General features: G+C 66.4%; 17 protein-coding genes and 1 pseudogene. 10 read left to right on the forward strand and 8 right to left on the reverse strand.

Features of this window, described 5'->3' with window-relative positions:
• Window positions 1-108 precede the first annotated feature (108 nt).
• Window positions 109-891 (forward strand): SDR family oxidoreductase, encoded by a 783-nt coding sequence (locus tag QXH22_RS28620; RefSeq protein WP_306240584.1) that lies wholly within the window; start codon window positions 109-111, stop codon window positions 889-891.
• On the opposite strand, the gene QXH22_RS28625 is transcribed toward QXH22_RS28620, so the two are convergent.
• Complete coding sequence (locus QXH22_RS28625; RefSeq protein WP_306277680.1) at window positions 884-1801, reverse strand: alpha/beta hydrolase; 918 nt, start codon at window positions 1799-1801, stop codon at window positions 884-886. The genes QXH22_RS28620 and QXH22_RS28625 overlap by 8 nt on opposite strands.
• 125 nt (window positions 1802-1926) lie before the next feature.
• Between QXH22_RS28625 and QXH22_RS28630 the strand changes: the two genes are divergently transcribed.
• Window positions 1927-2340, forward strand: coding sequence for a cyclic nucleotide-binding/CBS domain-containing protein (locus QXH22_RS28630; protein ID WP_306277681.1), 414 nt, complete (start codon window positions 1927-1929; stop codon window positions 2338-2340).
• Here QXH22_RS28630 and QXH22_RS28635 read toward each other — a convergent pair.
• From QXH22_RS28635 to QXH22_RS28645, 3 genes and pseudogenes are all read right to left on the reverse strand, one after another.
• Window positions 2337-3605, reverse strand: a complete 1269-nt coding sequence (locus QXH22_RS28635) for an amidohydrolase family protein (protein WP_306240588.1) — start codon at window positions 3603-3605, stop codon at window positions 2337-2339. The two genes, QXH22_RS28630 and QXH22_RS28635, sit on opposite strands and share 4 nt — an antisense overlap.
• Before the next feature lie 81 nt (window positions 3606-3686).
• Window positions 3687-4460 (reverse strand): class II aldolase/adducin family protein, encoded by a 774-nt coding sequence (locus QXH22_RS28640; protein ID WP_306277745.1) that lies wholly within the window; start codon window positions 4458-4460, stop codon window positions 3687-3689.
• Window positions 4461-4463: 3 nt separating this feature from the next.
• A pseudogene (locus QXH22_RS28645) lies at window positions 4464-6077 on the reverse strand (class I adenylate-forming enzyme family protein); the annotation flags it as partial.
• Window positions 6078-6243: 166 nt separating this feature from the next.
• Here QXH22_RS28645 and QXH22_RS28650 point away from each other — a divergent pair.
• Window positions 6244-7134, forward strand: a complete 891-nt coding sequence (locus QXH22_RS28650) for a M48 family metallopeptidase (protein ID WP_306240589.1) — start codon at window positions 6244-6246, stop codon at window positions 7132-7134.
• Between the two features lie 11 nt (window positions 7135-7145).
• Entirely contained in the window at window positions 7146-7394 is a 249-nt protein-coding gene (locus QXH22_RS28655; protein ID WP_306240590.1) for a hypothetical protein, read from the forward strand.
• Here QXH22_RS28655 and QXH22_RS28660 read toward each other — a convergent pair.
• Complete coding sequence (locus tag QXH22_RS28660) at window positions 7349-9928, reverse strand: FHA domain-containing protein (protein ID WP_306240591.1); 2580 nt, start codon at window positions 9926-9928, stop codon at window positions 7349-7351. The genes QXH22_RS28655 and QXH22_RS28660 overlap by 46 nt on opposite strands.
• Before the next feature lie 186 nt (window positions 9929-10114).
• On the opposite strand from QXH22_RS28660, the gene QXH22_RS28665 reads away from it, so the two are divergent.
• On the forward strand, window positions 10115-11422 hold the full coding sequence (locus QXH22_RS28665; protein ID WP_306277682.1) for a DUF1254 domain-containing protein: 1308 nt from the start codon (window positions 10115-10117) through the stop codon (window positions 11420-11422).
• Window positions 11423-11468: 46 nt separating this feature from the next.
• A complete protein-coding gene (locus QXH22_RS28670) occupies window positions 11469-11774 on the forward strand; it encodes a hypothetical protein (RefSeq protein WP_306240593.1) in 306 nt (101 codons plus the stop codon).
• A 3-nt stretch (window positions 11775-11777) separates the two neighbouring features.
• Here the strand turns inward: QXH22_RS28670 and QXH22_RS28675 are convergent, their stop codons facing one another.
• Window positions 11778-13166, reverse strand: coding sequence for a serine/threonine-protein kinase (locus QXH22_RS28675; protein WP_306240594.1), 1389 nt, complete (start codon window positions 13164-13166; stop codon window positions 11778-11780).
• 102 nt (window positions 13167-13268) lie between these two features.
• Between QXH22_RS28675 and QXH22_RS28680 the strand changes: the two genes are divergently transcribed.
• Window positions 13269-13469: a hypothetical protein gene (locus QXH22_RS28680; RefSeq protein ID WP_306240595.1), complete on the forward strand. Its 201-nt coding sequence runs from the start codon at window positions 13269-13271 to the stop codon at window positions 13467-13469.
• Between the two features lie 220 nt (window positions 13470-13689).
• Window positions 13690-13857 carry a hypothetical protein gene (locus QXH22_RS28685; protein ID WP_306240596.1) on the forward strand — a complete coding sequence of 56 codons (168 nt, stop codon included), beginning with the start codon at window positions 13690-13692 and terminating at the stop codon, window positions 13855-13857.
• Between the two features lie 8 nt (window positions 13858-13865).
• Here the strand turns inward: QXH22_RS28685 and QXH22_RS28690 are convergent, their stop codons facing one another.
• Together QXH22_RS28690 and QXH22_RS28695 are read right to left on the reverse strand one after the other, a co-directional pair.
• Window positions 13866-16064 carry a molybdopterin-dependent oxidoreductase gene (locus QXH22_RS28690; protein WP_306240597.1) on the reverse strand — a complete coding sequence of 733 codons (2199 nt, stop codon included), beginning with the start codon at window positions 16062-16064 and terminating at the stop codon, window positions 13866-13868.
• 57 nt (window positions 16065-16121) lie between these two features.
• Window positions 16122-16967 (reverse strand): SDR family oxidoreductase, encoded by an 846-nt coding sequence (locus tag QXH22_RS28695; protein WP_306240598.1) that lies wholly within the window; start codon window positions 16965-16967, stop codon window positions 16122-16124.
• A gap of 273 nt (window positions 16968-17240) precedes the next feature.
• On the opposite strand from QXH22_RS28695, the gene QXH22_RS28700 reads away from it, so the two are divergent.
• Window positions 17241-18338, forward strand: coding sequence for a ferredoxin reductase (locus QXH22_RS28700; protein ID WP_306277683.1), 1098 nt, complete (start codon window positions 17241-17243; stop codon window positions 18336-18338).
• A 15-nt stretch (window positions 18339-18353) separates the two neighbouring features.
• Window positions 18354-19757, forward strand: coding sequence for an acyl-CoA desaturase (locus QXH22_RS28705; RefSeq protein WP_306277684.1), 1404 nt, complete (start codon window positions 18354-18356; stop codon window positions 19755-19757).
• The last annotated feature ends 2 nt before the right edge of the window (window positions 19758-19759 follow it).

Genomic DNA, 19759 nt, shown 5'->3' on the forward strand with positions numbered 1-19759 from the left:
CGCAACAAGCGATCTGCGGGTTTTGCGCGTTATGTTCAGGGCCATACGAATCAGCTGCTTGTGTATGGTGAGGCGACGACAGCCGTCACGAACGAGTCAGGAGATTCAATGCCGAACCGATTGACCGACAAAGTCGCCCTCATCAGCGGCGGGGCCCGCGGCATGGGCGCGTCCCACGTCCGGGCCCTGGTCGCCGAAGGAGCCAAGGTGGTGTTCGGTGACATCCTCGACGACGAAGGCAAAGCCGTGGCAGCCGACGTCGGCGACGCCGCGCGTTACGTGCACCTCGACGTCACCGACCCCGCCCAGTGGGACGCGGCGGTCGAGACCACTCTGGCCGAATTCGGCCGCCTCGACATCCTGGTGAACAACGCCGGCATCATCAACATCGGAACCTTGGAGGACTACCAGCTTTCCGAATGGCAGCGGATCCTCGACATCAACCTCACCGGTGTCTTTCTGGGTATCCGGTCGGTCGTCAAACCGATGAAGGCTGCCGGCCGCGGATCGATCATCAACATCTCCTCCATCGAGGGACTGGCCGGCACCATCGCCTGTCACGGTTACACCGCAACGAAATTCGCGGTCCGGGGACTGACCAAGTCGGCAGCACTGGAGCTGGGGCCCAGCGGGATCCGAGTCAACTCCATCCATCCCGGCCTCATCAGGACACCCATGACCGAATGGGTGCCCGAGGACATCTTCCAGACCGCGCTCGGCCGTATCGCCGAACCGCAGGAGGTGTCAAACCTGGTGCTCTATCTCGCCAGCGACGAATCCAGCTACTCGACCGGCTCGGAGTTCGTGGTCGACGGCGGTTGCGTCGCCGGTCTCGGCCACAAGGACTTCTCCGTGGTAGACACCGCGGGACAACCCGACTGGGTCACCTAAGCGCTGCGCGCAGGTGCTCACACTGACTGGCGAAGAAGGACAAGGAGATCGGCGCATTCGGCGCCAGCAGGTCGAAGGCGTGGAAAGCGCCGGCGGCGATGTGTTCGTGGACGGGAACGCCCGCCGCGCGCAGCCGCCTCGCGTACGAGACGCACTCCGGATAGAACAGGTCGAGGGTGCCGACGCCGATCCAGGCCGGCGGTAGACCCGACAGGTCGGTGCGGCGCGCCGGCACCGCCTCGTCGGGATCCGAACCGGCCAGGTACCACTGCCAGGCCAGCTGATTGTCCCGTTCACTCCACATGAAGCGTTTGCGGCCATCGGGTTTCGCGCCGGTGCGGTCATCGAGCATCGGGTAGACCAGCATCTGGAACACCGGCGCGACGTCGCCGCGATCCTGTGCGCGCTGGGCCAGCGCGGCCGCGAAATAGCCCCCGGCACTGGCGCCTCCCACCGCGATCCGGGTGGCGTCCACCCACGATTGGCGCTGCAACCACAACAGCGCCGCGTAGCAGTCGTCCAGCGGAACCGGGTAGGGATGCTCCGGTGCCAGGCGATGTTCCACCGCCACCACCGCCACGCCGGCCAGATAGGAGAGTTTGCGGCAGTACCGGTCCTCTTGGGCGGCACTACCCATCACCGTTCCGCCGCCGTGGACCCACAGCAGCGCCGGCGCCGGCTGCGGCAATCCGGCCGGCCGGTGCACGCGCACGGTGACGTCGCCGTTGACCGCGGCCACCGGCACGTCGCGCTCACGTCCGGTGAACCCGGCCAGCCCCATCAGCGCGCGGGGCAACCGCAGGCCGCGATGCAGCCCGTATCCCCGGGGCAGGATTCGGGCGATCGACCGGAGATCGGGATCCACGGCATGCCGCGACGTGAACGCGTCGGCGGGATACTGGTTACTCATCGCCACTGACCATACAGACGGCGGTAATCGTCGGAATTTCTGGCAGCCCGCCGTCAACCAAGGCCACCAGATTTAGGGACTGAAGTCACTAGAGACGGCCGGCCCGCCCTGACGAACATGGTGACGTGACTGCCTTCTCTTCTGTTGGGAACCTTCCGATCTCCACCGTGACCGGCGATCCGGTGGCCCGCGTCGCCGGTGACGCATCCCTCGCCGACGCCGCGCGCGCGATGGTGGCCGAAAACGTCGGTGCCATGGTCATCGGCGACGAGGACAGCCCCGGCGCCCTGGTCAGCGAGCGCGATATCGTCCGGGCGGTGGCCTCTGGTATCGATCCGAACGCCGTCCGCGCCGCCGACGTGGCCAGCACCAAACTCATCTGGTGTGATGCCGATGCCACCATCGACGAAGTCGCCACCCGGATGATGGACCGCTACATCCGCCACATATTGGTGGAACGCGACGGCGCACTGGTGGGCATCGTCTCGGCCCGCGACGTGCTCGGGGTCTACTGCTCCGAAGCCGAGGTCGACGTTTAGAACGCGTTTGGATCCCGCTGTACCTCTTCGGGCACGGGGTGCTGATAGAGCCGAGCTGCGTTCTGCCAGGTGATCTTCCGGATCACCTCGTCCGGTAGTCCACCGATCTCCTGGTGGATCGTCTGCTGGGTGTGTGGCCACGTCGAATCGCAGTGCGGGTAGTCGGCTTCCAGCATGATGTTGTCCACCCCGATGCGCTCGTACTGCACGAATGACGATTTGTCCTCCACCGCGCAAAACCAGAAATTTCGCTGGAAAACCTCTGCGGGCGTGAGAGTTTCGCCGAGTGCGCGCCAGGTGCCGTACATCTCGTGATAGCTCAGCATGTGATCCAGGCGGTCCAGCAGGCCGGCCACCCAGCCGATTCCGCCCTCGGACAAACAGATTCTCAGGTCGGGAAAGCGGCTGGGCAGCCCCGAGTACAGCCAGTCCACGGCGGCCGAGATTGCGTAGGCGAAGAACAGCACACCCTGCACATCCGGTGGCGCGTCGGCGGTCGTCGACGGCGAGGAGCCGGAGGAACCGATGTGCAGATTCACCACGGTGCCGGTCTCGGCGCAGGCCGCCATCATCGGCTCCCAGTAGCCCGAGTGGATGCTCGGCAATCCCAGCATCGCCGGGTTCTCGCTGAACGTCACGGCGTGAAATCCGCGCTCGGCGTTCTCGCGGATCATCGTGGCCCCCAGCTCGGGATCCAGCAGCCAGGGCAGCTGACACGGAATGATGCGGCCGGGATAGGCTCCCGCCCACGCCTCCAGATGCCAGTCGTTCCACGCACGCACCGAGGCCAGCGCCAGGTCGCGGTCCTTGGTCACCTGCTGCAGCCGCTGGCCGGCGAATCCCGGCAGAAACGAGGGAAAGTTCAGCGACGCGTAGATGCCGTTGAGGTCCATGTCCTTGACCCGCTCATGGATATCCCAAGCGCCCCTGCGCATTTCGTCGAATCGCACCGGCTCGAAGCCGTACTCCGACACCGGCCGTCCCACCACCGCGTTGAAGCCGACGTTGGGTAGCACCTGGCCGTCGTATACCCAGGTCTGCCCGCCTTCGGGGGTGTCGACGACGGTGGGCGCCCGGTCGGCGAACTTCCGCGGGAGACGGCCGGTGAACGTGTCCGGCGGTTCGACGATGTGGTCGTCGACCGAGATGACGGTGTAGCGGCGGTCCGCCCTGGGGGGATCCGGCAGCAGCGTCACCGTCCGCTGCTCACCGGTCTTGGCGGTGGTGAAGTTCAGGTCGGTGGCCAACTCGTCAATCGATTTCACGCCGGTCTCCTTCTAGTGGCGAGCAGACACAAAATCCCCTTGGAGCATCCGCTCCAGGGCGATTTTGTGTCTGCTCGCGGGTCAGGTGAGCACATCGGGATCGGCTTTGATCGTCATCCGTGCCGCACCCGCCCAGTAGACATCCGCCGCGCGCTCGATCAGCGAGGCACGCATTCCCATCATGTCCGACCACTTCATCTGCGACGGTTCGATGCCGGTCAGCATGACGTCGTAGGCCATCCGGCACACCCGTTCGATGGACGCCGCGCGGTAGACGGCTTCGGGCAGATTGCGGCCGGTGGCGATGACGCCGTGGTTGGCCAGCACCGTCAGGTTGGCGCTGCCGATGTGAGCGACGAGTTCAGCTGCCCGAGAAGGGGTATCGATCTCCCCCTCATAGGTTTCGACGAGGCACATATCGTCGAGGAACAGCGATCCGGTTTGATGCACCAGCTCCGGCAGCCTGCCGAGTGCGGCCAGCACACAGACGTAGTAGGGGTGGTTGTGAATGACCACCCGGGCGTCGTCGCGCACCCGGTGCAGTTCGGTGTGGATGTGGATGGCCGGTGTCACATCCCAGCGACCGCGTACCAGACGCGCATCCGCGTCCACCTCGCAGATGTCCGACGCGGTGAGTTCCTGCCACCACAGGCCCCACGGGTTGACCAGCATGTCGGTATGGCCGTCACGCTGCCAGGTGATGTGTCCGGCCATGTTCTCGGCGAACCCGATGGAGGCCAGGTGGCGGAACGCCACGGCGAGCGCCTGTTCGTCGGACAGCTCGACTCCGATCGGCGGCACCACCGACGGCGCCCATACCTGAAGACCGCCACGCCGTCCCTGCGGAGCATCCATCACGCCCGCCTCCATCCTGGCTCGAAGATTATGGCGGAGTTCACCTTTGGCCACCTTGCCTCCCGAGGACCGGGGCAGCTCGTCCACCACGATGAGCCGCTCGGGGAGCAGTTCCTTGGAAACACCAAGCGCCAGTAGGTGATCCACGAGTTCCGGCAGCTCGAGGGTGCACGAGTCGACGAGTTCGGCATAGAGGCAGACCTTTTCGCCGAACACCGGATCGGGCATCGCCACCGCTGCTGCCAGGGCCAGCGCCGGATGTGACATGGCGGAGTCCTCGACCTGCGCGGCGCTGATGTTCTTGCCGCCCCGCACGATGAAGTCGGAGGTGCGGCCGGTGACGCTGAGGTAGCCGTCCGCGTCGATCTCGCAGATGTCACCCATCCGCATCCACCCGTCCCGGGTGAACAACTGATCGTGGTCTGCCCCGCCCTGCAAACCGGTGAGGTAACCGAGGCTGGTCGCCGGACCGCGGCAGGCCGGCTGGCCGCGCCCGGTCGCCGTGACGTCGCAGTCTCCGTCGTAGAGACGGACGTTCATTTCCGGGACGATCCGGCCGCCGGTACGCAGCCGATGGTGCAGCGAGTCGTCCAAGGTGGTGCCGCTGAGCAGCCCGGTTTCGTTGGACCCGTAGAACTGCAGGATCTTGGCTCCGGTGAGTTCCTCGAACTCCGCGGCCGGCCGATACGGCAGCGCCTCGCCGCCGGTGAACACCACCCTAAGTGAGCTCAGATCGGTCTCGCGCACCACCGGGTCGGCCATGAGCATCGTCAATTGAGTACTCACACAGCACAATACGGTGACCTTGTGGCGGGCGATCGCCTCGCACGCCGCCCGGGTGGCGAACCGCTGCAGCAGTACCGTGGTGGCGCCCAGCTGGATCGGAGTGGTGTGGCTGGTCCACAGCCCGAATCCGAACGGCATCGGAACCACCGAGAGGAACACGTCGTCGGACCTCAGCCGGCCGTTGGTGACCGCCTTCTGGTGGAAGTAGTGCCAGCGATTCTGGGTGTGCACGACGCACTTGGGCAGCCCGGTGGTGCCGGACGTGGAATTGATCAGAAATACGTCGTCAGGGCCGAGTGGTGACCGCACACCCGGCGCCGCGGCCGGTGCGTCGACGTCGAGACGCAACGCGGCGCCGTCACCGCTGAGCACCCGAACCGGAATCGGTAACTCCGCTTCCGCCGCGACGGCGCTGCGCCGCTGATCGCCGATCAGAACCCTGGGTTCGGTGGCGGCCAGCAAGTGAGCCACCTCCCGGGTGCCGGCCCGGGCGCCGATGCCGACCACGACCGCACCGCAGCGCTCGACGGCGACGAACAGCGCATGGAGGGCGGCGGTATCGCCGTGCCACACCGCGACCCGATCGCCACGAGTGATGCCTAACCCGGCCAGCTGTCCGGCCAGGGCGGTCGCCGCGGCATCGAATTCCCGCCATGTCAGGGCGCCACCGGGGTGGTCGACGTAGGCCATCCGGTCCGGGGATCGCTCGCCGTTGCGGCGAACGGCGTCCGACAGTGTCGAGTCGGTCCACCACCCCGCGGCACGGAACGCCGCCGTGTCGTCGGCTGCGAATGCCGGCGATCCCATCAAGGTGAGCGCACCGGCGGTCATAACCGAATGATAGGAGCGCCGACGGTGACGCAGGTCACCGGGCACCGCGTGAGCGGCGCGCTGACCAGCACTCCAAGAATTTCTCCAGAACCTTCCAAGGGCCGGCGCGGACCCTGGTAGAGCCGGAAATCCGGCGCAGACCGACATCAGGAGTCCAGCAACCGTCATGGCCATTGTCGATTCACCGACCCACTACCACCCGCACCCGCCGACCGGCTTCCGCGACCAGCCGCGGCGCCACCCGTGGGAGATCGGACTACTTGTCCTGGTCATCGCCTCCAGCGTGGTGCTGTACCTGATCGCGCTAGCGGTGGTGCTGTCCGGCAAGGTCAGCCTGCTGTGGTTGTCCCTGCTGGCCACGCCGCTGCTGCTGTTCCTCGGTCGCGGGCTGAACTACGGCCGGCAGCGCACGAACGGCGTGAAGATGTCGCCCACCCAGTTTCCCGAGGGCTACTGGCTGGTCGTCGAGGCGGCCCAGCGATTCGGCCTCCCCGAGGTGCCGGACGCCTACGTCGTGCTGGGCAACGGCCAGATCAACGCCTTCGCCAGCGGGCACGGCTTCCGCCGCTACGTCGTGGTCTACAGCGACCTCTTCGAAATCGGTGGTCAGGCACGCGATCCCGAGGCGCTGGCCTTCGTCATCGGCCACGAGGTCGGTCACATCGCTGCCGGGCATGCGTCGTACTGGCGTCAACTCAGCCAGCTGGCCATGAAGATCCCGTTCCTCGGGCAGGCGCTTTCGCGGTCGATGGAATACACGGCCGACAACTACGGCTACGCGTTTCGGCCGGAGGGCGCCCGCCGTGCGATCGGCGTGCTGAGTGCGGGCAAGTACCTGCTGCGCTGGGTCGACTTCGACGGCATGGCCGACCGGGCCGGCACGGAGACCGGATTCTTCGTGTGGCTGGCCAACATGGTGGCCTCACACCCGGTGAACACATGGCGCGCCTCGGCGCTGCGCAACCGCGCGGTCGCGGGCGCGCTGTTCTTCCGGCCGAAGCACCCGGTGGCCGCCCCGCAGTGGCCCGCACCGGGCAACGCGCCGTGGCCCAGGTAGGCGCCACGGCGATGAAGACGAAAGTCGTGGTGCTGCTGACCGGCTGCGCCGTCGCCGTGGTCCTGCTGCTGCACTACGTCTCGCTGAGCAGGGCCGGCCTTCCGGTCGGCTGGATGCTCTACCTCGGCCTGCCGGTCACGGCGGCCGGTGTGATGTTCGCGTTACTGCTGGCGAATGTGGGCGCCGAGTGGGAAACCAAGACCGTCAGTGCCGGTCAGCCACTCTTGAGGCGAATCTTCCACCGCACGAAGCCCAGGTAGAAGATGCTGAGTACCACCAGCATCGCCATGTCGAAGGTCCACGCCCCGGCCGTGTGTTTCCAGTGCGCGTCCTTGGGAACCTGCGGCACCGGACACAACTTGGTCAGGTCGATGGTGGACGCCGATGTCGCAAAGCCCCAGCGTGCCGGGGTGACCCACGACATCTGGTCCAGCCCGAAGCGGTTGGTCACCGGGATCATGCCGCCGGAGAACACCAGCTGAGACATGACCGCCACCACGAGAAGCGGCATGATCTGCTCGCTGGTCTTGGCCAGCGACGACAACACCAGGCCGAGCATGGCCGAGGCCACGGTCGTCGCCGCGATGTCCACGTACAGCTCGAGGGCAGGACTTCCGAGCACCACGGCGCTGGCCTTCGGACCCGGCTTGCCCAGCAGCGCGATGATGGTCACGATCGCCGACTGGATGAGCGCCAGGATGGTGTAGACGCAGACCTTCGCCAGCAGGTAAGCCGTGGTGGACAGGCCGACCGCCTGTTCTCGCAGGAAGATCGCCCGCTCACCGATAAGGTCGCGGATCGTCAGCGCGGTGCCCATGAAGACCGCGCCGACGTTCAGCAGCACCAGAATCTGGGCCGGCTCGGTGGGCGCGTCACTGGTCAGTGGCGGTGCGTTGAAGCCGACGTCACCGGGCACCGACATGGACAGCGAACCCATGATGAACGGCAGGATGGCCAGGAAGATGAAATATCCGCGGTCGGAGATGATCAGCCGCAGCTGCCGTCGCGCGATCGTGGAGAACTGCCGGACCAGACTGGTATGGGCCGCCTCCCCCAACTCCGCGGGTTTCTCCGTCGGCGGCACCGGTGGCGGTGGTCCCGTCTGCGCCAGGTAGCGGGCCTTGGCGCCGTCCGGGTCCTCGGCCACCGAGCTGAAGATGTCGGCCCAGTTCGTGGTTCCCATCGACGGGCCGATCTGGCTCGGGGGTCCGCAGAACGCCGTCTTGCCGCCGGGGGCCAGCAGCAGCACCTGGTCGCACACGTCGAGGTAGGTCAGCGAGTGGGTGACCACCAGCACCACACGACCTGCGTCGGCCAGCTGCCGCAGCATCGTCATGACCTGGCGGTCCAGCGCCGGGTCCAGCCCGGACGTGGGCTCGTCCAGGATCAGCAGCGACGGCCCGGTGAGCAGCTCCAGCGCGACCGAAGCCCGCTTGCGCTGACCGCCGGACAGCTTGTCCACCCTCGTCTCGAGGTGCTTGGTCATCTCGAGTTCCTCGAGGACGCGCGCCACCACCTGCTCGCGGTCCTCTTTGGTGGTGTCGGGCGGCAACCGCAACTCGGCGGCGTACATCAGGGCCTGCTTCACCGTCAGCTGCCCGTGCACGACGTCGTCCTGCGGCACCATGCCGATCCTGCTTCGCAACGAGGCGTATTCGGAGTGCACGTTGTGCCCCTCGAATGACACCGTCCCGCTGGTCGGGTGGGTGTAGCCGGCGACCAGTTTGGCGAAGGTCGACTTGCCCGCGCCCGACGGGCCGATGACCGCGGTGAGCATGCCTGGGCGCGCGGTCAGCGAGATGTTGTCCAGCAGGGTCTTGTTGCCCTCGATGGTCCAGGTCACGCCGCGTACGTCGAGTCCGCCGGTGCGGGTCTCCAGCAGACTCTCTTCGCGACGGGACAGCGCCCCGTTGGCGAAGACGAGGTCGATGTTGCCGATCGTGACCACGTCGCCGTCACGCAGGATGGCGGATTCGACGCGGGTGCCGTTGACGAAGGTGCCGTTGATGCTGCGGTTGTCCCGGATCTCCGTGCCGCCGGGCGACGGGATCAGGGTCGCGTGGTGGCGGGAGGCCAGGACCTCGGGGATGACGATGTCGTTGTCGTCGGCGCGACCGATCTTGACGGCGCCCGCTGGCAGATCCCCGGCCTTGCCCGGTCGCAGGATCTTCATCATCGAGGTGCGGCTGCCCGCTTCGGCGGTGCGACCGATCACCGGAGGCGGCTGCTGCTGCGCCGACGAGCGGTAGATCTGCGGTGACGGTTGCTGCATCGGCTGCGGCCCGGACGGGTACCGGGGCTGCGGGCCGGAGGGCTGGCCCGGCGGCGCGGCGGGCATCCGTGCGGTCGACGGGTGTTGCGGCGGCGCACCCCAGTTGGCGCCGGACGGCGGCTGCCCGCCCTGGGCGGGGATGGGACCGCTGGGCCGCGACGGGATCGCCATGGCGGTAGTCGCCGGCGGGCGCCCGACCGAGCCCTGGTTGCGCCGGCCCACCTCGAAGTCGAGCGCCGGCCCGTCGGGATTGCCGATGTTGACGCGCTGTCCGTCCTGGATGTCGACGACCGGCACCCGGCGGTTGTTGACGTACAGCCCGTTGAGGCTGCCGTTGTCGATGGCGACCCATCGACCCTGGTCGAAGCGCAGCAACAGATGCACGCGGGAGATCAAGGGGTGTGCCACGCGGACATCGGCGCGTAGGTCACGGCCGATCACTACGTCATGGCCGGCTGCAAAGGTGCGCTCGGCTCCGTCATACCGCACGGTCAGCACAGGTGGGGCGGCTGTCTGGGTCATCGCAACCAACTTTATCGGCAGGGACGCCAACTAAAGAAGCAGGACGTCATATGTAACCGGGTGTGTAACCGGGCGGGGCCTGCCAGCCGCACGCGGTGGCCCCCGAAGCCGCTGCGAACGCTGACATTTCGATCCGTTGAGCTCTATCCTTCAAGCCTCTGGCGAATCGGGCCCCAAGGAGAGAACTTGACCACCTTATCCGACGATCTGCGCACGTTGAGCTACGAAGCGTTCGTGTATTTCTACCCGCTGGTGACCATGGACGTCACCCGGCTGCAGGCGTTCAATTCGGCTCCCGGCTCGCGCCCAGGTTTCGGTCCGCCGAACCAGTTCTCTCACCTGCGCGAGTTCCCGGCCGCGGAGTTCCGCGCGGTGGTGCGGCCGAATTTCGACACGCTCTACTCGATCGCGTGGCTGGACCTGAGCAACGGTCCGGTTCGGCTGCACGCCGACGACACCGACGATCGCTTCTACATGTTGCCGATGCTGGACATGTGGTCCGACGTGTTCGCCAACCCCGGTAAGCGGACCACCGGCACCGGCCCGCTGGACCTGGTGATCACCGGTCCGGGATACACCGGTGAACTGCCTTCGCCGGCGCGGGTCATCCAAGCGCCCACCGCGTACGTCTGGCTGATCGGGCGGACCCAGACGAACGGTCCGGACGATTACGCGGCGGTGCACAAGGTGCAGGACGGGTTCCACATCACTGAACTCGGGCCGAAGGCTGCGGTCGAACGGGACGTGAACTACGACGTGACCACCGAACCGCTCAAGATCGTCAACGGCATGAGCGCCATCGACTATCTGACCTATGCCGCCGACCTGCTGCGGGTTCACCCACCGCATGCGACCGACTTCTCCATCCTGGCCAGGCTGACACTGCTCGGCATCGAGCGCGGCAAGCCCTTCGACGCACACCGGTTCACCCAGGACCAGGTCGCACAGATCGAGCAGGGCAAGAAGGATGCCCTCGCCGACATGCTGGCGGCCGGACCGAGGCTCGCGACCAGTGTCAACGGCTGGGTCAACCTCAGCGAGGGCATGGGCGTCTACGGCAACAACTACTTCCGGCGCGCAGTGGTGGCCCTGATCGGGCTGGGTGCCAACCCTCCCGAGGACGCGGTCTACCCGCTGCTGGCCTCCGATGCCGACGGCCAACCCGTCAGCGGCGACAACGACTACGTCGTCCACTTCGACGCTGACAAATTGCCACCGGTGGACGCGTTCTGGTCGATCACCATGTACGACGCCGAGGGGTTCCAGGTCGGCAACGAGCTGAACCGGTTCGCGATCGGTGACCGCGATCCCCTGCACTACAACGACGACGGCTCGCTCGATATCTATATCCAGCACGCGGACCCTGGGCCGGACCGCAGGAACAACTGGCTACCCGCTCCGCGCGGACCGGTCGGGGTGACCATGCGGCTGTACGCGCCGCGGCCTCAGGTCATCACCGGCGGCTGGTCGGCGCCGCCCGTTCGCCGGGTGTGACGCCACCAGCGTGAATATGATGAACGCCCACCGGAAGGAGATCTGGATGGATTCCTGGAAGCGTCCCGCAGCAGCTTTCGCCCTCGCGGCACTGGCCTTCACCGCGGTGCCCGAGGTGTTCGACATCGTCGAGCCGTCGGGGTCGGCCATGGCCGACGTGTGCGTCAATGCCGGCCGGCGCATCTCGGTCAGCGGGTGCACCAATATCGCCGACGCCGTGGCGCCCTACGTTCCGCCCCCGGCCGACTATGCGCCGCTGCCGGAGGACTACCCGCCGCCTCCGCCGCCTCCGCCGAACATCAACGTCTGCGCGAACGTCGGCCGGCGCGTCACGGTCAGCGGGTGCGTCTAGCCGTCAGGGCCGGCCGTTGCCGCGGCGGATTTCCTGCAGGCACTGCAGCCGGGTCTGACCGGTCTGCTCCATGCAGACCCGAACCGGTGTCTCCTGCTCGCTGGGCGGCGGGGTCTCGTTCGGTTCCAAGGTGGGGCTGACGGTCGGACTGGCCGCGGTGCCCTCGGTCAGTGACCAGATGCTGGTGCTGGTGCCCTGAATCATCGAGCAGTAGGCCGTCGCGCCGGTCTTGGTGGTGCCGAGGCTGCCGAGCGGGAAGCAATCGGCACCGATGGCCACGACCGGAATCTCCGGGGCGGGCGTCGCCGTCGTAGCGGTACCTGCTCCTGTCGTGGACGCGGGTACTGACGTGCTCGCCGGCGGCTGCGGAGCCGGTGTTGCGCGCTCCTCCTTGTCCGCGCGCAGATATTCCTGGAGGGCGAAGACGACCGCGATCACCAGCAGGATGCCCAGCAGCGCCGGGACGAGCACGGCGGGTCGCAGCAGCGAGCGTTTCGGCGTCGAGGTGGCGACGGCGGGCATGGACAGGCTGGTCTCATCGGGATCGCCGCCGGCGCCCAGGTTGTGGCTCAGGGCGCGCGCGAAGTCGATGCACCTCAGGTAACGATCTTTGGGGTCCTTGGCCAGCGCCTTGGCGAAGACCGGGTCCAGGTTGGACAGTTCCGGACTGCGCTGACTGATGGCCGGAGGCGAGGCGCTCAGGTGCTGGCTGATCACCACCGCGGGATTGGAGTGCTGAAACGGCGGCGCTCCTGTCAGCAGCTGGTAGGCCGAGGCGGCGAGCGCGTACTGGTCGGCCCGGCCGTCGAGGTCGTTGCCCATCAGCTGTTCGGGTGCCGCATACGCCACGGTGCCCACCGTCATATTGGTCGCGGTCAGTCCCGTCGATTCCCCTACCAGACCGGCAATCCCGAAGTCTGCCAGCAGAATTCGCCGATCCGGCGATTCCGGTTGCGCGATCAGGATGTTCGCGGGCTTGACGTCGCGATGAAGCAGCTTGTTCAGGTGGGCGTAGTCGAGCGCCTCGGCGACCGCGGTGACGATCTCGACGACTTCCGGGCCGGGCATGCCGTTGGGGTACCGCTCCTCCAGCAACTCCCCCGCGTCGGTGCCGTCGACGTAATCCATGTCGATCCACAGCTGACCATCGGACTCGCCGCGGTCGTGCACCGCCACGATGTGTGGATGCCACAGCGTGGCCGCGGTGTCAGCCTCGCGGAGGAAGCGCTCCCGGTACTCGCTGTCCGCCGTCACCTCCGTCTTGAGGACCTTGAGTGCGTCCTGGCGGGGCAGCCGCGGGTGCCTGGCGAGGTAGACCTCGCCCATCCCCCCGGATCCCAGCCGCTTGATGACGGTGTACCCGGCAAACGTCGATCCTTCGTCGAGCGCCATGGCGGCATAGTAGCCCGCAGGACGATCTCGGAAACCGACGACAGGGTCCTGCACCGGGATAGCGGGCGTTCCCCTCGGCGCGCACCGGGTAGTTTGACGTCCATGTCCGAGCGCGACAACACCTTCCCCGACGACGTGCCCATCGCTGACGCCGCTGAACAGCTGCGGTCCGCGGTGGAGCCACCAGAGGATGAAGACTACGAGCCCGAGCCCGTCGAAGTACCGCTGGAAGCCAGTGCCGCGGACTGGCAGGAACAGCAGGAGATCGTGGTGCTCGACGACGAGGTGGAGGAATCCGACTGAGTTGCGGCGGCCGGGCGCGGTGCGGACCGTCAGCTAACCAGCGTCCGCGTCGCCCGGGTGTCGTTGGCCTGCGGCCGAAGGGTACGGACTGTAAATAGGCCGTCAATCTCTCGTAAACACCGCTCCGCGCGTCTCGCGGATGCGGCAGCAGGCGGCATAGATTCGAGGGGGCCGGCCGATCAGAGGGGCGCCCGGGCCAGTCCCCACCGTTAGGAGCGTCATGCCGACAATCGAGACGCGACTCCGCCAGCAGTTGCGCAACTACGCCGTCGAATTGCGCCAAGTGGCCTACACGCTGCCCAACGGGGTCGGCGAGCACGATCTGCTCCGGTTGTCCGACCAGATGCGTGCGACGGCCGATCAAGTCGTTGTCAGCCGAGGAGCTTAGGCAAACCGTCAGGTAACGGTGACGGGAATTCCGTTCAGCACCCCGTTGCCTGACGGCTCGTCGAGCAGTGTCGGCGGTGACAGCACGTTGGTGTTAACTCCCGGCGAGCCGTTCGCCACCGCCAGGCGGGTGCCGGGCTTGTCGTGACCCCAGCCGTGCGGCATCGACACCACGCCCGGCTTGATCGCATCGGTGATCTCGACCGGCACCTTGATTTCGCCGGACTCCGACTTGACCGTGACGATGTCCTGGTCGGTGATGCGGCAACGGTTCGCGTCCGCGGGATGCATCAACAGTGTGCAGCGGTCCCGGCCCTTCATCAGCGCCGGCACGTTGTGCAGCCACGAATTGTTCGACCGCAGATGCCGTCGGTTGACCAGGACCAGCGGGTCGGCCGGGCGTTCCAGCCGGGCGGCCAGCCGGGCGAGGTCGTCCAGCAGGTACTGCGGGGCGAGCCGGATCTTCTTGTCCGAGGTGCCCAGAATTCCGGGCAGCTGTGGCACCATCGGCCCGAAATCGATGCCGTTGGGATTGGCCTTCAGCAGGTCAAGCGAGAGGCCGCCCGGGTTCTCGCCGTACCGATCGCCGAAGGGACCGGTGCGCAGGGTCAGATCCAGCATCCGCTCCGGGCCGCCGTGCTCGTAGTGCCGGCGGATGGTGGCACCGTCGAGTCCCTGGGTGAACGCCAGGTAGTCGAAGAAGCCGTCGTCGATCGCGGCGACGTCGACATCCTCAGCCGGAGTGCCGGTGCACAACCCGGTCAGGCGGATCAGGATCTCCCACTCGTGTGGCCGCTCACCCGGGTCGAACACCGGCGCCGAGTAGTTGGCGAAGCTGCGAATCGCGAACTGCAGCACCAGGTCGTCGTGGTGCGGCTGCTCGAGCGGTGACAGTCCGGGCAGGATGACATCGGCGTGGCGCGTGGTCTCGTTCAGCCAATTGTCAACGGAGATCATCGCATTGAGCATCGGAAGGGCTTCGTCGAGCTTGTCCCCGCCGGGTGAGGAGAGGACCGGATTGCCGGCGATCGTGATCAGCGCCTTGAGCTGCCCCTCTCCCGGGGTGGCGATCTCTTCGACCAGGCAGGACACCGGAACCTGGCCGAGTACTTCTTTGGCGCCACGCACCCGCGTCTTCCACCGGCCGAACTCCGGCGCACCGTCCTCCAGGCCGGGCAGTGGCTGTGTGGTGATGGACCAGGCCGCCGGTCGCGGGAACATCGCGCCACCCGGTGTGTCGAAATGCCCGGTGAGGATGTTGACGACGTCGACCAGCCAGCTGGCCAGGCTGCCGAACTCCTGGTTGCACAACCCGATGCGGCCGTACACGACAGACTTGTCGGTGCCGGCCAGTTCACGCGCCAGCGTCCGGATGCGTTCTTCGTCGATACCGGTGACGGCACTGACCCGGCTCGGTGGCCAGTCCGCCGCGACGCGACGCATGGTGTCCACACCCGCGACGTGCGGTCCGGGCGCTACCAGGCCCTCCGCGAAGAGGGTGTGCGCGACCGCCAGCAGCAGCGCCGCGTCGGTGCCGGGCACGATCGGCAGCCACTCGTCGGCGTGGTCAGCCGTGCGGGTGCGCACCGGATCGATCACGATCACCTTGCCGCGCTGACGAATCGCGCCGATCAGTCCCATCACGTCGGGAGCCGCGAGCAGCGATCCCTGCGACGCCGCGGGGTTGGCGCCCATGATGACGAGCAGGTCGGTGCGCGCGATGTCGGGTACCGGAAAGTTCCACCAACCGCCGTACATCAGGTGTGACGAGAGGTTCTTCGGCCACTGATCGACCGTGCCGGGCGAATAGGTAACCGGCATGCCCGACATGCCCAGCAGCACCCCCGCGTACCGGGCCAGGGAGAACGAATGTGCCAGCGGATTGCCGGTGTACGCCGTCACAGCGCCGATGCCGTATTCGGTGATCACCGGCGTCAGCAGTTCGGTGCAACGGCGAAACGCGGCGTCCCAACTGACCTCCTGCCACTGACCGTCGAGCTTGATCATCGGTTTACGGAGCCGGTCCGGGTCGTCGTGCAATGCTCCCAGCGCGGCACCCTTCGGACAGATGTGCCCGCGACTCCACACATCGTCACGATTGCCCCGGATTCCGGCGACTTTGCCGTCCTGGACGCGAATTTCCAAGCCGCACATGGCTTCACACAGTGGACAGGTATGCAGGTACCTGCCGTCCGCGGGGCTGGTCATGTCACCACCTTATTCCGCTACCACCGGTATCGGAAGGGTCCGGCCGGGCCCTTTCTGCTAGAGCGTTTCTGCCGCGCCCCGCACCCGCGCTTCGTATCCGGAACGTGCCTGGGTGTCCAGATTTCGCAACACGCGTGCCCGGGTGAGGCGGCCACGCACAGCGGCGACCAGCCGGTCCGGTACTGCCGCGGCGGTGGCCTCGTAGACGCGCATCCAGCCGGGCAGCGCGACGACGGCGCGCCGGTGCGCACACGATCGCAGCACCGCGCCCGCAATGTCTTCGGGGTCGACCGTGGGCAGTACGCCACCCAGCTTGACTCCCGCGGTCAGCTCGGTGCGCACGGCACAGGGCAGCACCACCGACACCGTGACTCCGGAGCCGGCGATCTCGTCGCGCAGGGCTTCGCTGAACCCGACCACGGCGTGCTTGCTCGCACAGTAGGTCGCCAGACCGGCTGCGGGCACTTTGCCCAGATACGAACTCACGTTGACGATGTGGCCGCTCGACCGGGACAGCATGCCGGGCAACGCGAGTTTGGTGCCGATCAGCACGCCCCGGGTGTTGATGTCGAGAATCGCGTCGGTGATTGCGTCGTCTTCGTCGGCGAATCGGCCGGCAGGCATGATGCCTGCGTTGTTCACCAGCACCGCCAGTGGCGTGCCGAACGCGTCCACGGCATCGAGGAACGTGGCGAAGGATTGCCGCGACCGGACGTCCAGGGCCATACCGTGCCCACCGATCTCGGCGGCGGCCGCGGCGGCCAGGTCGGCGTCGAGGTCACCGATGAAGACGCGGGACCCGTTGGCGGCGAATGCTTTTGCAGTGGCGAGCCCGATGCCCCGGGCCCCGCCGGTGATCGCCACCGCAGCACCGTCGAGCCGGATCGGGTTCCTGGTCAACATCCGCTACTTGTATCCGCCGACGGTCAATCTCGCGATGCGACACGCGGGCGATGCGTCGCGGATTTCACCGACGAACAGGGCGGCACACGTGGAGGTTTAAACCCGCAACGCGGGGTAATCCCCATCACAGCGCCTGCCCGGCCTCTACTAGACTTTCGCTTAGTGAACAGTCGTTCGCGTAGTGTACGACATTCAACGCCGCTAATTCAGTTTAAAAGCAGCTTTGTTCAACTCTCATGTTTATTTGAGTGTACAAGTGTGTACTGTAGATTCATGGCCGAACGCGGTGCGCAGCCTCAGGTCCCTCGCGGTCGCAGGTGGTTCCTGCGAGCGGTGCGGCAGTTGTTCAAGCCCCTGCAGCCTGACGACTACATCGAGATGATCAACCCGCTCTGGACCACCAAGGAGCTCCGCGGCAAGGTCGAGCGGGTCGAGCCTCAGGGCTCGGAGGCGGCCAGCGTCCTGATCAAGCCCGGGTACGAATGGCCAGGTCACAAGCCTGGTCAATACGTCCGCCTCGGACTGGTCATCGACGGCGTGTACCACTGGCGCGCCTACTCGTTGACTTCGGACCCGGAGCCCGCCGACGGTCTGATCAGCGTGACACCCAAAAAGGTCGACAGCGGCGTCGTCTCGCCGTATCTGGTCGAGCGGATCCAGCCCGGCGAGTTGGTGCGACTCGGCGAGATCGAAGGAGTGTTCACGCTACCCGAGCCGTTGCCCGCGAAAATGCTCTTCATCAGCGCCGGCAGCGGTATCACGCCGATCATGAGCATGTTGCGCAGCCTGGACCGACGCGACGCAGTCCGTGACGTGCTCGTCATCCATTCCGCACGCACGCGCGAGCAGGTCATGTTTCTGGACGCTCTGGAGGATCTCGACAACCGCCACGACGGACTGCGACTCGACCTGCGCCTCACCTCCGATCGCGGCCGGCTCAAGCCGGGTGATTTGGACGAAGTGTGCCCCGACTGGCGGGATCGCGAAGCGTTCTGCTCCGGCCCGGAGGAGATGCTTGACGCGCTGATCGAGCACTGGGAGAACAACGGCGATCGCGACCGCCTGCACTACGAACGGTTTCAGCCGAAGATCGGTGGCGACGCCGATGCGGGCGAGGGCGGCGAGGTCAGCTTTCTCAAGAGCGACAAGACCGCTGAATGTGACGGCGGCACATCCATTTTGGAAGCCGGCGAGAACGCCGGACTGGAGCTCGCCTTCGGATGCCGGATCGGCATCTGCCACACCTGCGTCGGGACGCTGAAATCGGGCAAGCTGCGCGACCTGCGCTCGGGTGACGTCACCGAGCCGACGGGACAGGACGTCAGGATCTGCATCAACAGCGCCGAAGGCGACGTCGAACTCGAACTTTGACCGGGAGGAACACCTATGACTTCTACCCTCAATCGTCCGGAAAACCCGTTCGCCCACCTGGGGGAACAAGAACGGGAAAAGCTCGGAAAAGAGCTGGACGCCATTCACGACGAGGTTTTCGCCGACCTCGGCGAGCGCGACCGACGCTACATCAAGACGGTGATAGCGACCCAGCGGCAGATCGTCGTGGTCGGGCGCGTGCTGCTGCTCGCCTCCAGGTCGCGGACCGCTTGGGTGCTCGGGACGGCATGCCTGGGCATGGCGAAGATCCTCGAGAACATGGAGATCGGCCACAATGTGATGCACGGCCAATGGGATTGGATGAACGATCCCGATATCCATTCCTCGGTGTGGGACTGGGACACCGCCTCCACCGCCGAGTCATGGAAGCACTCGCACAACTACATTCATCACACGTACACGAACATCCGCGGCAAGGACAAGGATCTCGGCTACGAGATCATGCGGATCGACCCGAATCAGAAATGGCACCCGCGGTATCTGGGGCAGTTCTTTTACAACGCGTTGCTGACGGTCCTGTTCGAGTGGGGTGTGGCGGTGCACGACATGGATATCGACGCCATCCGTGCCCGCGAGAAGCCGTGGTCGGAAGTCCGCAAAGACCTCAAAGGCATTGGTGTCAAAGCACGCTCGCAGATTAACAAGGACTACCTGGGCTGGCCGCTGATCAGTGCGGGGGCGTTTGCGCTGACCCAACTGGCCCTGCGCGGGCGGCTCAGTCAACCCGCGGAATCCCGCCTCGGAAGGCGTCTTCGCAGGATCTCCGGCACAGGGCGAGTCGGTGCCACGGCAGACTTCCTGGACACGGTGCTGCCCGGCGTGGAGAGCACGTATCTGCGGACCCTGACCGCTGACGCGCTGGCCAATGTCATCCGCAACGTGTGGGCGCACGCGATCATCTTCTGCGGCCATTTCCCGGACCAGACCTACACTTTCAGCCAGGAAGAGGTCGAGGACGAGACTCGCGGCGAATGGTATCTGCGGCAGCTGGTCGGTGCCGCCAACATCGAGGGCAGCCCCCTGTTCCACGTGATCAGCGGCAACCTCGGCTATCAGGTGGAGCATCACCTGTACCCGGATATGCCGAGCTCCCGGTATTCGGAAATCGCCCCGAAGATCAAGGACATCTGCGAGCGCTACGAACTGCCCTACAACTCCGGGCGGTTCTCCAAGCAGTGGTACACCGTGCACCGCACCATCTTTCGGCTGGCATTCCCCGGCGGGAAGCCGCGGCCGAAGCCGGGCCCCTACCGCGGGGAGCAGCGGTCAACGGAAAGCCACCGGTCCAGCGAAGCGGAAAAGTACCGCCAGCGCGTTCCAGCCGAGCACCCTGACGCCGGCCCCGAACACCGTTCCGGAGGCGTAGAAGTGCAGCCGCCGCCACGCGAAAAGGACTGATT

The sequence above is a fragment of the Mycobacterium sp. TY814 genome (assembly GCF_030755175.1).
Classification (GTDB): domain Bacteria; phylum Actinomycetota; class Actinomycetes; order Mycobacteriales; family Mycobacteriaceae; genus Mycobacterium.

Bases quoted from the DNA above. Each gene is read 5' to 3' on its own strand.
- QXH22_RS28620 (WP_306240584.1), top strand. From the start codon at position 109: ATGCCGAACCGATTGACCGACAAAGTCGCCCTCATCAGCGGCGGGGCC.
- QXH22_RS28625 (WP_306277680.1), bottom strand. From the start codon at position 1,801: ATGAGTAACCAGTATCCCGCCGACGCGTTCACGTCGCGGCATGCCGTG.
- QXH22_RS28640 (WP_306277745.1), bottom strand. From the start codon at position 4,460: ATGGATGCTCCGCAGGGACGGCGTGGCGGTCTTCAGGTATGGGCGCCG.
- QXH22_RS28650 (WP_306240589.1), top strand. From the start codon at position 6,244: ATGGCCATTGTCGATTCACCGACCCACTACCACCCGCACCCGCCGACC.
- QXH22_RS28655 (WP_306240590.1), top strand. From the start codon at position 7,146: ATGAAGACGAAAGTCGTGGTGCTGCTGACCGGCTGCGCCGTCGCCGTG.
- QXH22_RS28660 (WP_306240591.1), bottom strand. From the start codon at position 9,928: ATGACCCAGACAGCCGCCCCACCTGTGCTGACCGTGCGGTATGACGGA.
- QXH22_RS28670 (WP_306240593.1), top strand. From the start codon at position 11,469: ATGGATTCCTGGAAGCGTCCCGCAGCAGCTTTCGCCCTCGCGGCACTG.
- QXH22_RS28675 (WP_306240594.1), bottom strand. From the start codon at position 13,166: ATGGCGCTCGACGAAGGATCGACGTTTGCCGGGTACACCGTCATCAAG.
- QXH22_RS28680 (WP_306240595.1), top strand. From the start codon at position 13,269: ATGTCCGAGCGCGACAACACCTTCCCCGACGACGTGCCCATCGCTGAC.
- QXH22_RS28685 (WP_306240596.1), top strand. From the start codon at position 13,690: ATGCCGACAATCGAGACGCGACTCCGCCAGCAGTTGCGCAACTACGCC.
- QXH22_RS28690 (WP_306240597.1), bottom strand. From the start codon at position 16,064: ATGACCAGCCCCGCGGACGGCAGGTACCTGCATACCTGTCCACTGTGT.
- QXH22_RS28695 (WP_306240598.1), bottom strand. From the start codon at position 16,967: ATGTTGACCAGGAACCCGATCCGGCTCGACGGTGCTGCGGTGGCGATC.
- QXH22_RS28700 (WP_306277683.1), top strand. From the start codon at position 17,241: ATGGCCGAACGCGGTGCGCAGCCTCAGGTCCCTCGCGGTCGCAGGTGG.
- QXH22_RS28705 (WP_306277684.1), top strand. From the start codon at position 18,354: ATGACTTCTACCCTCAATCGTCCGGAAAACCCGTTCGCCCACCTGGGG.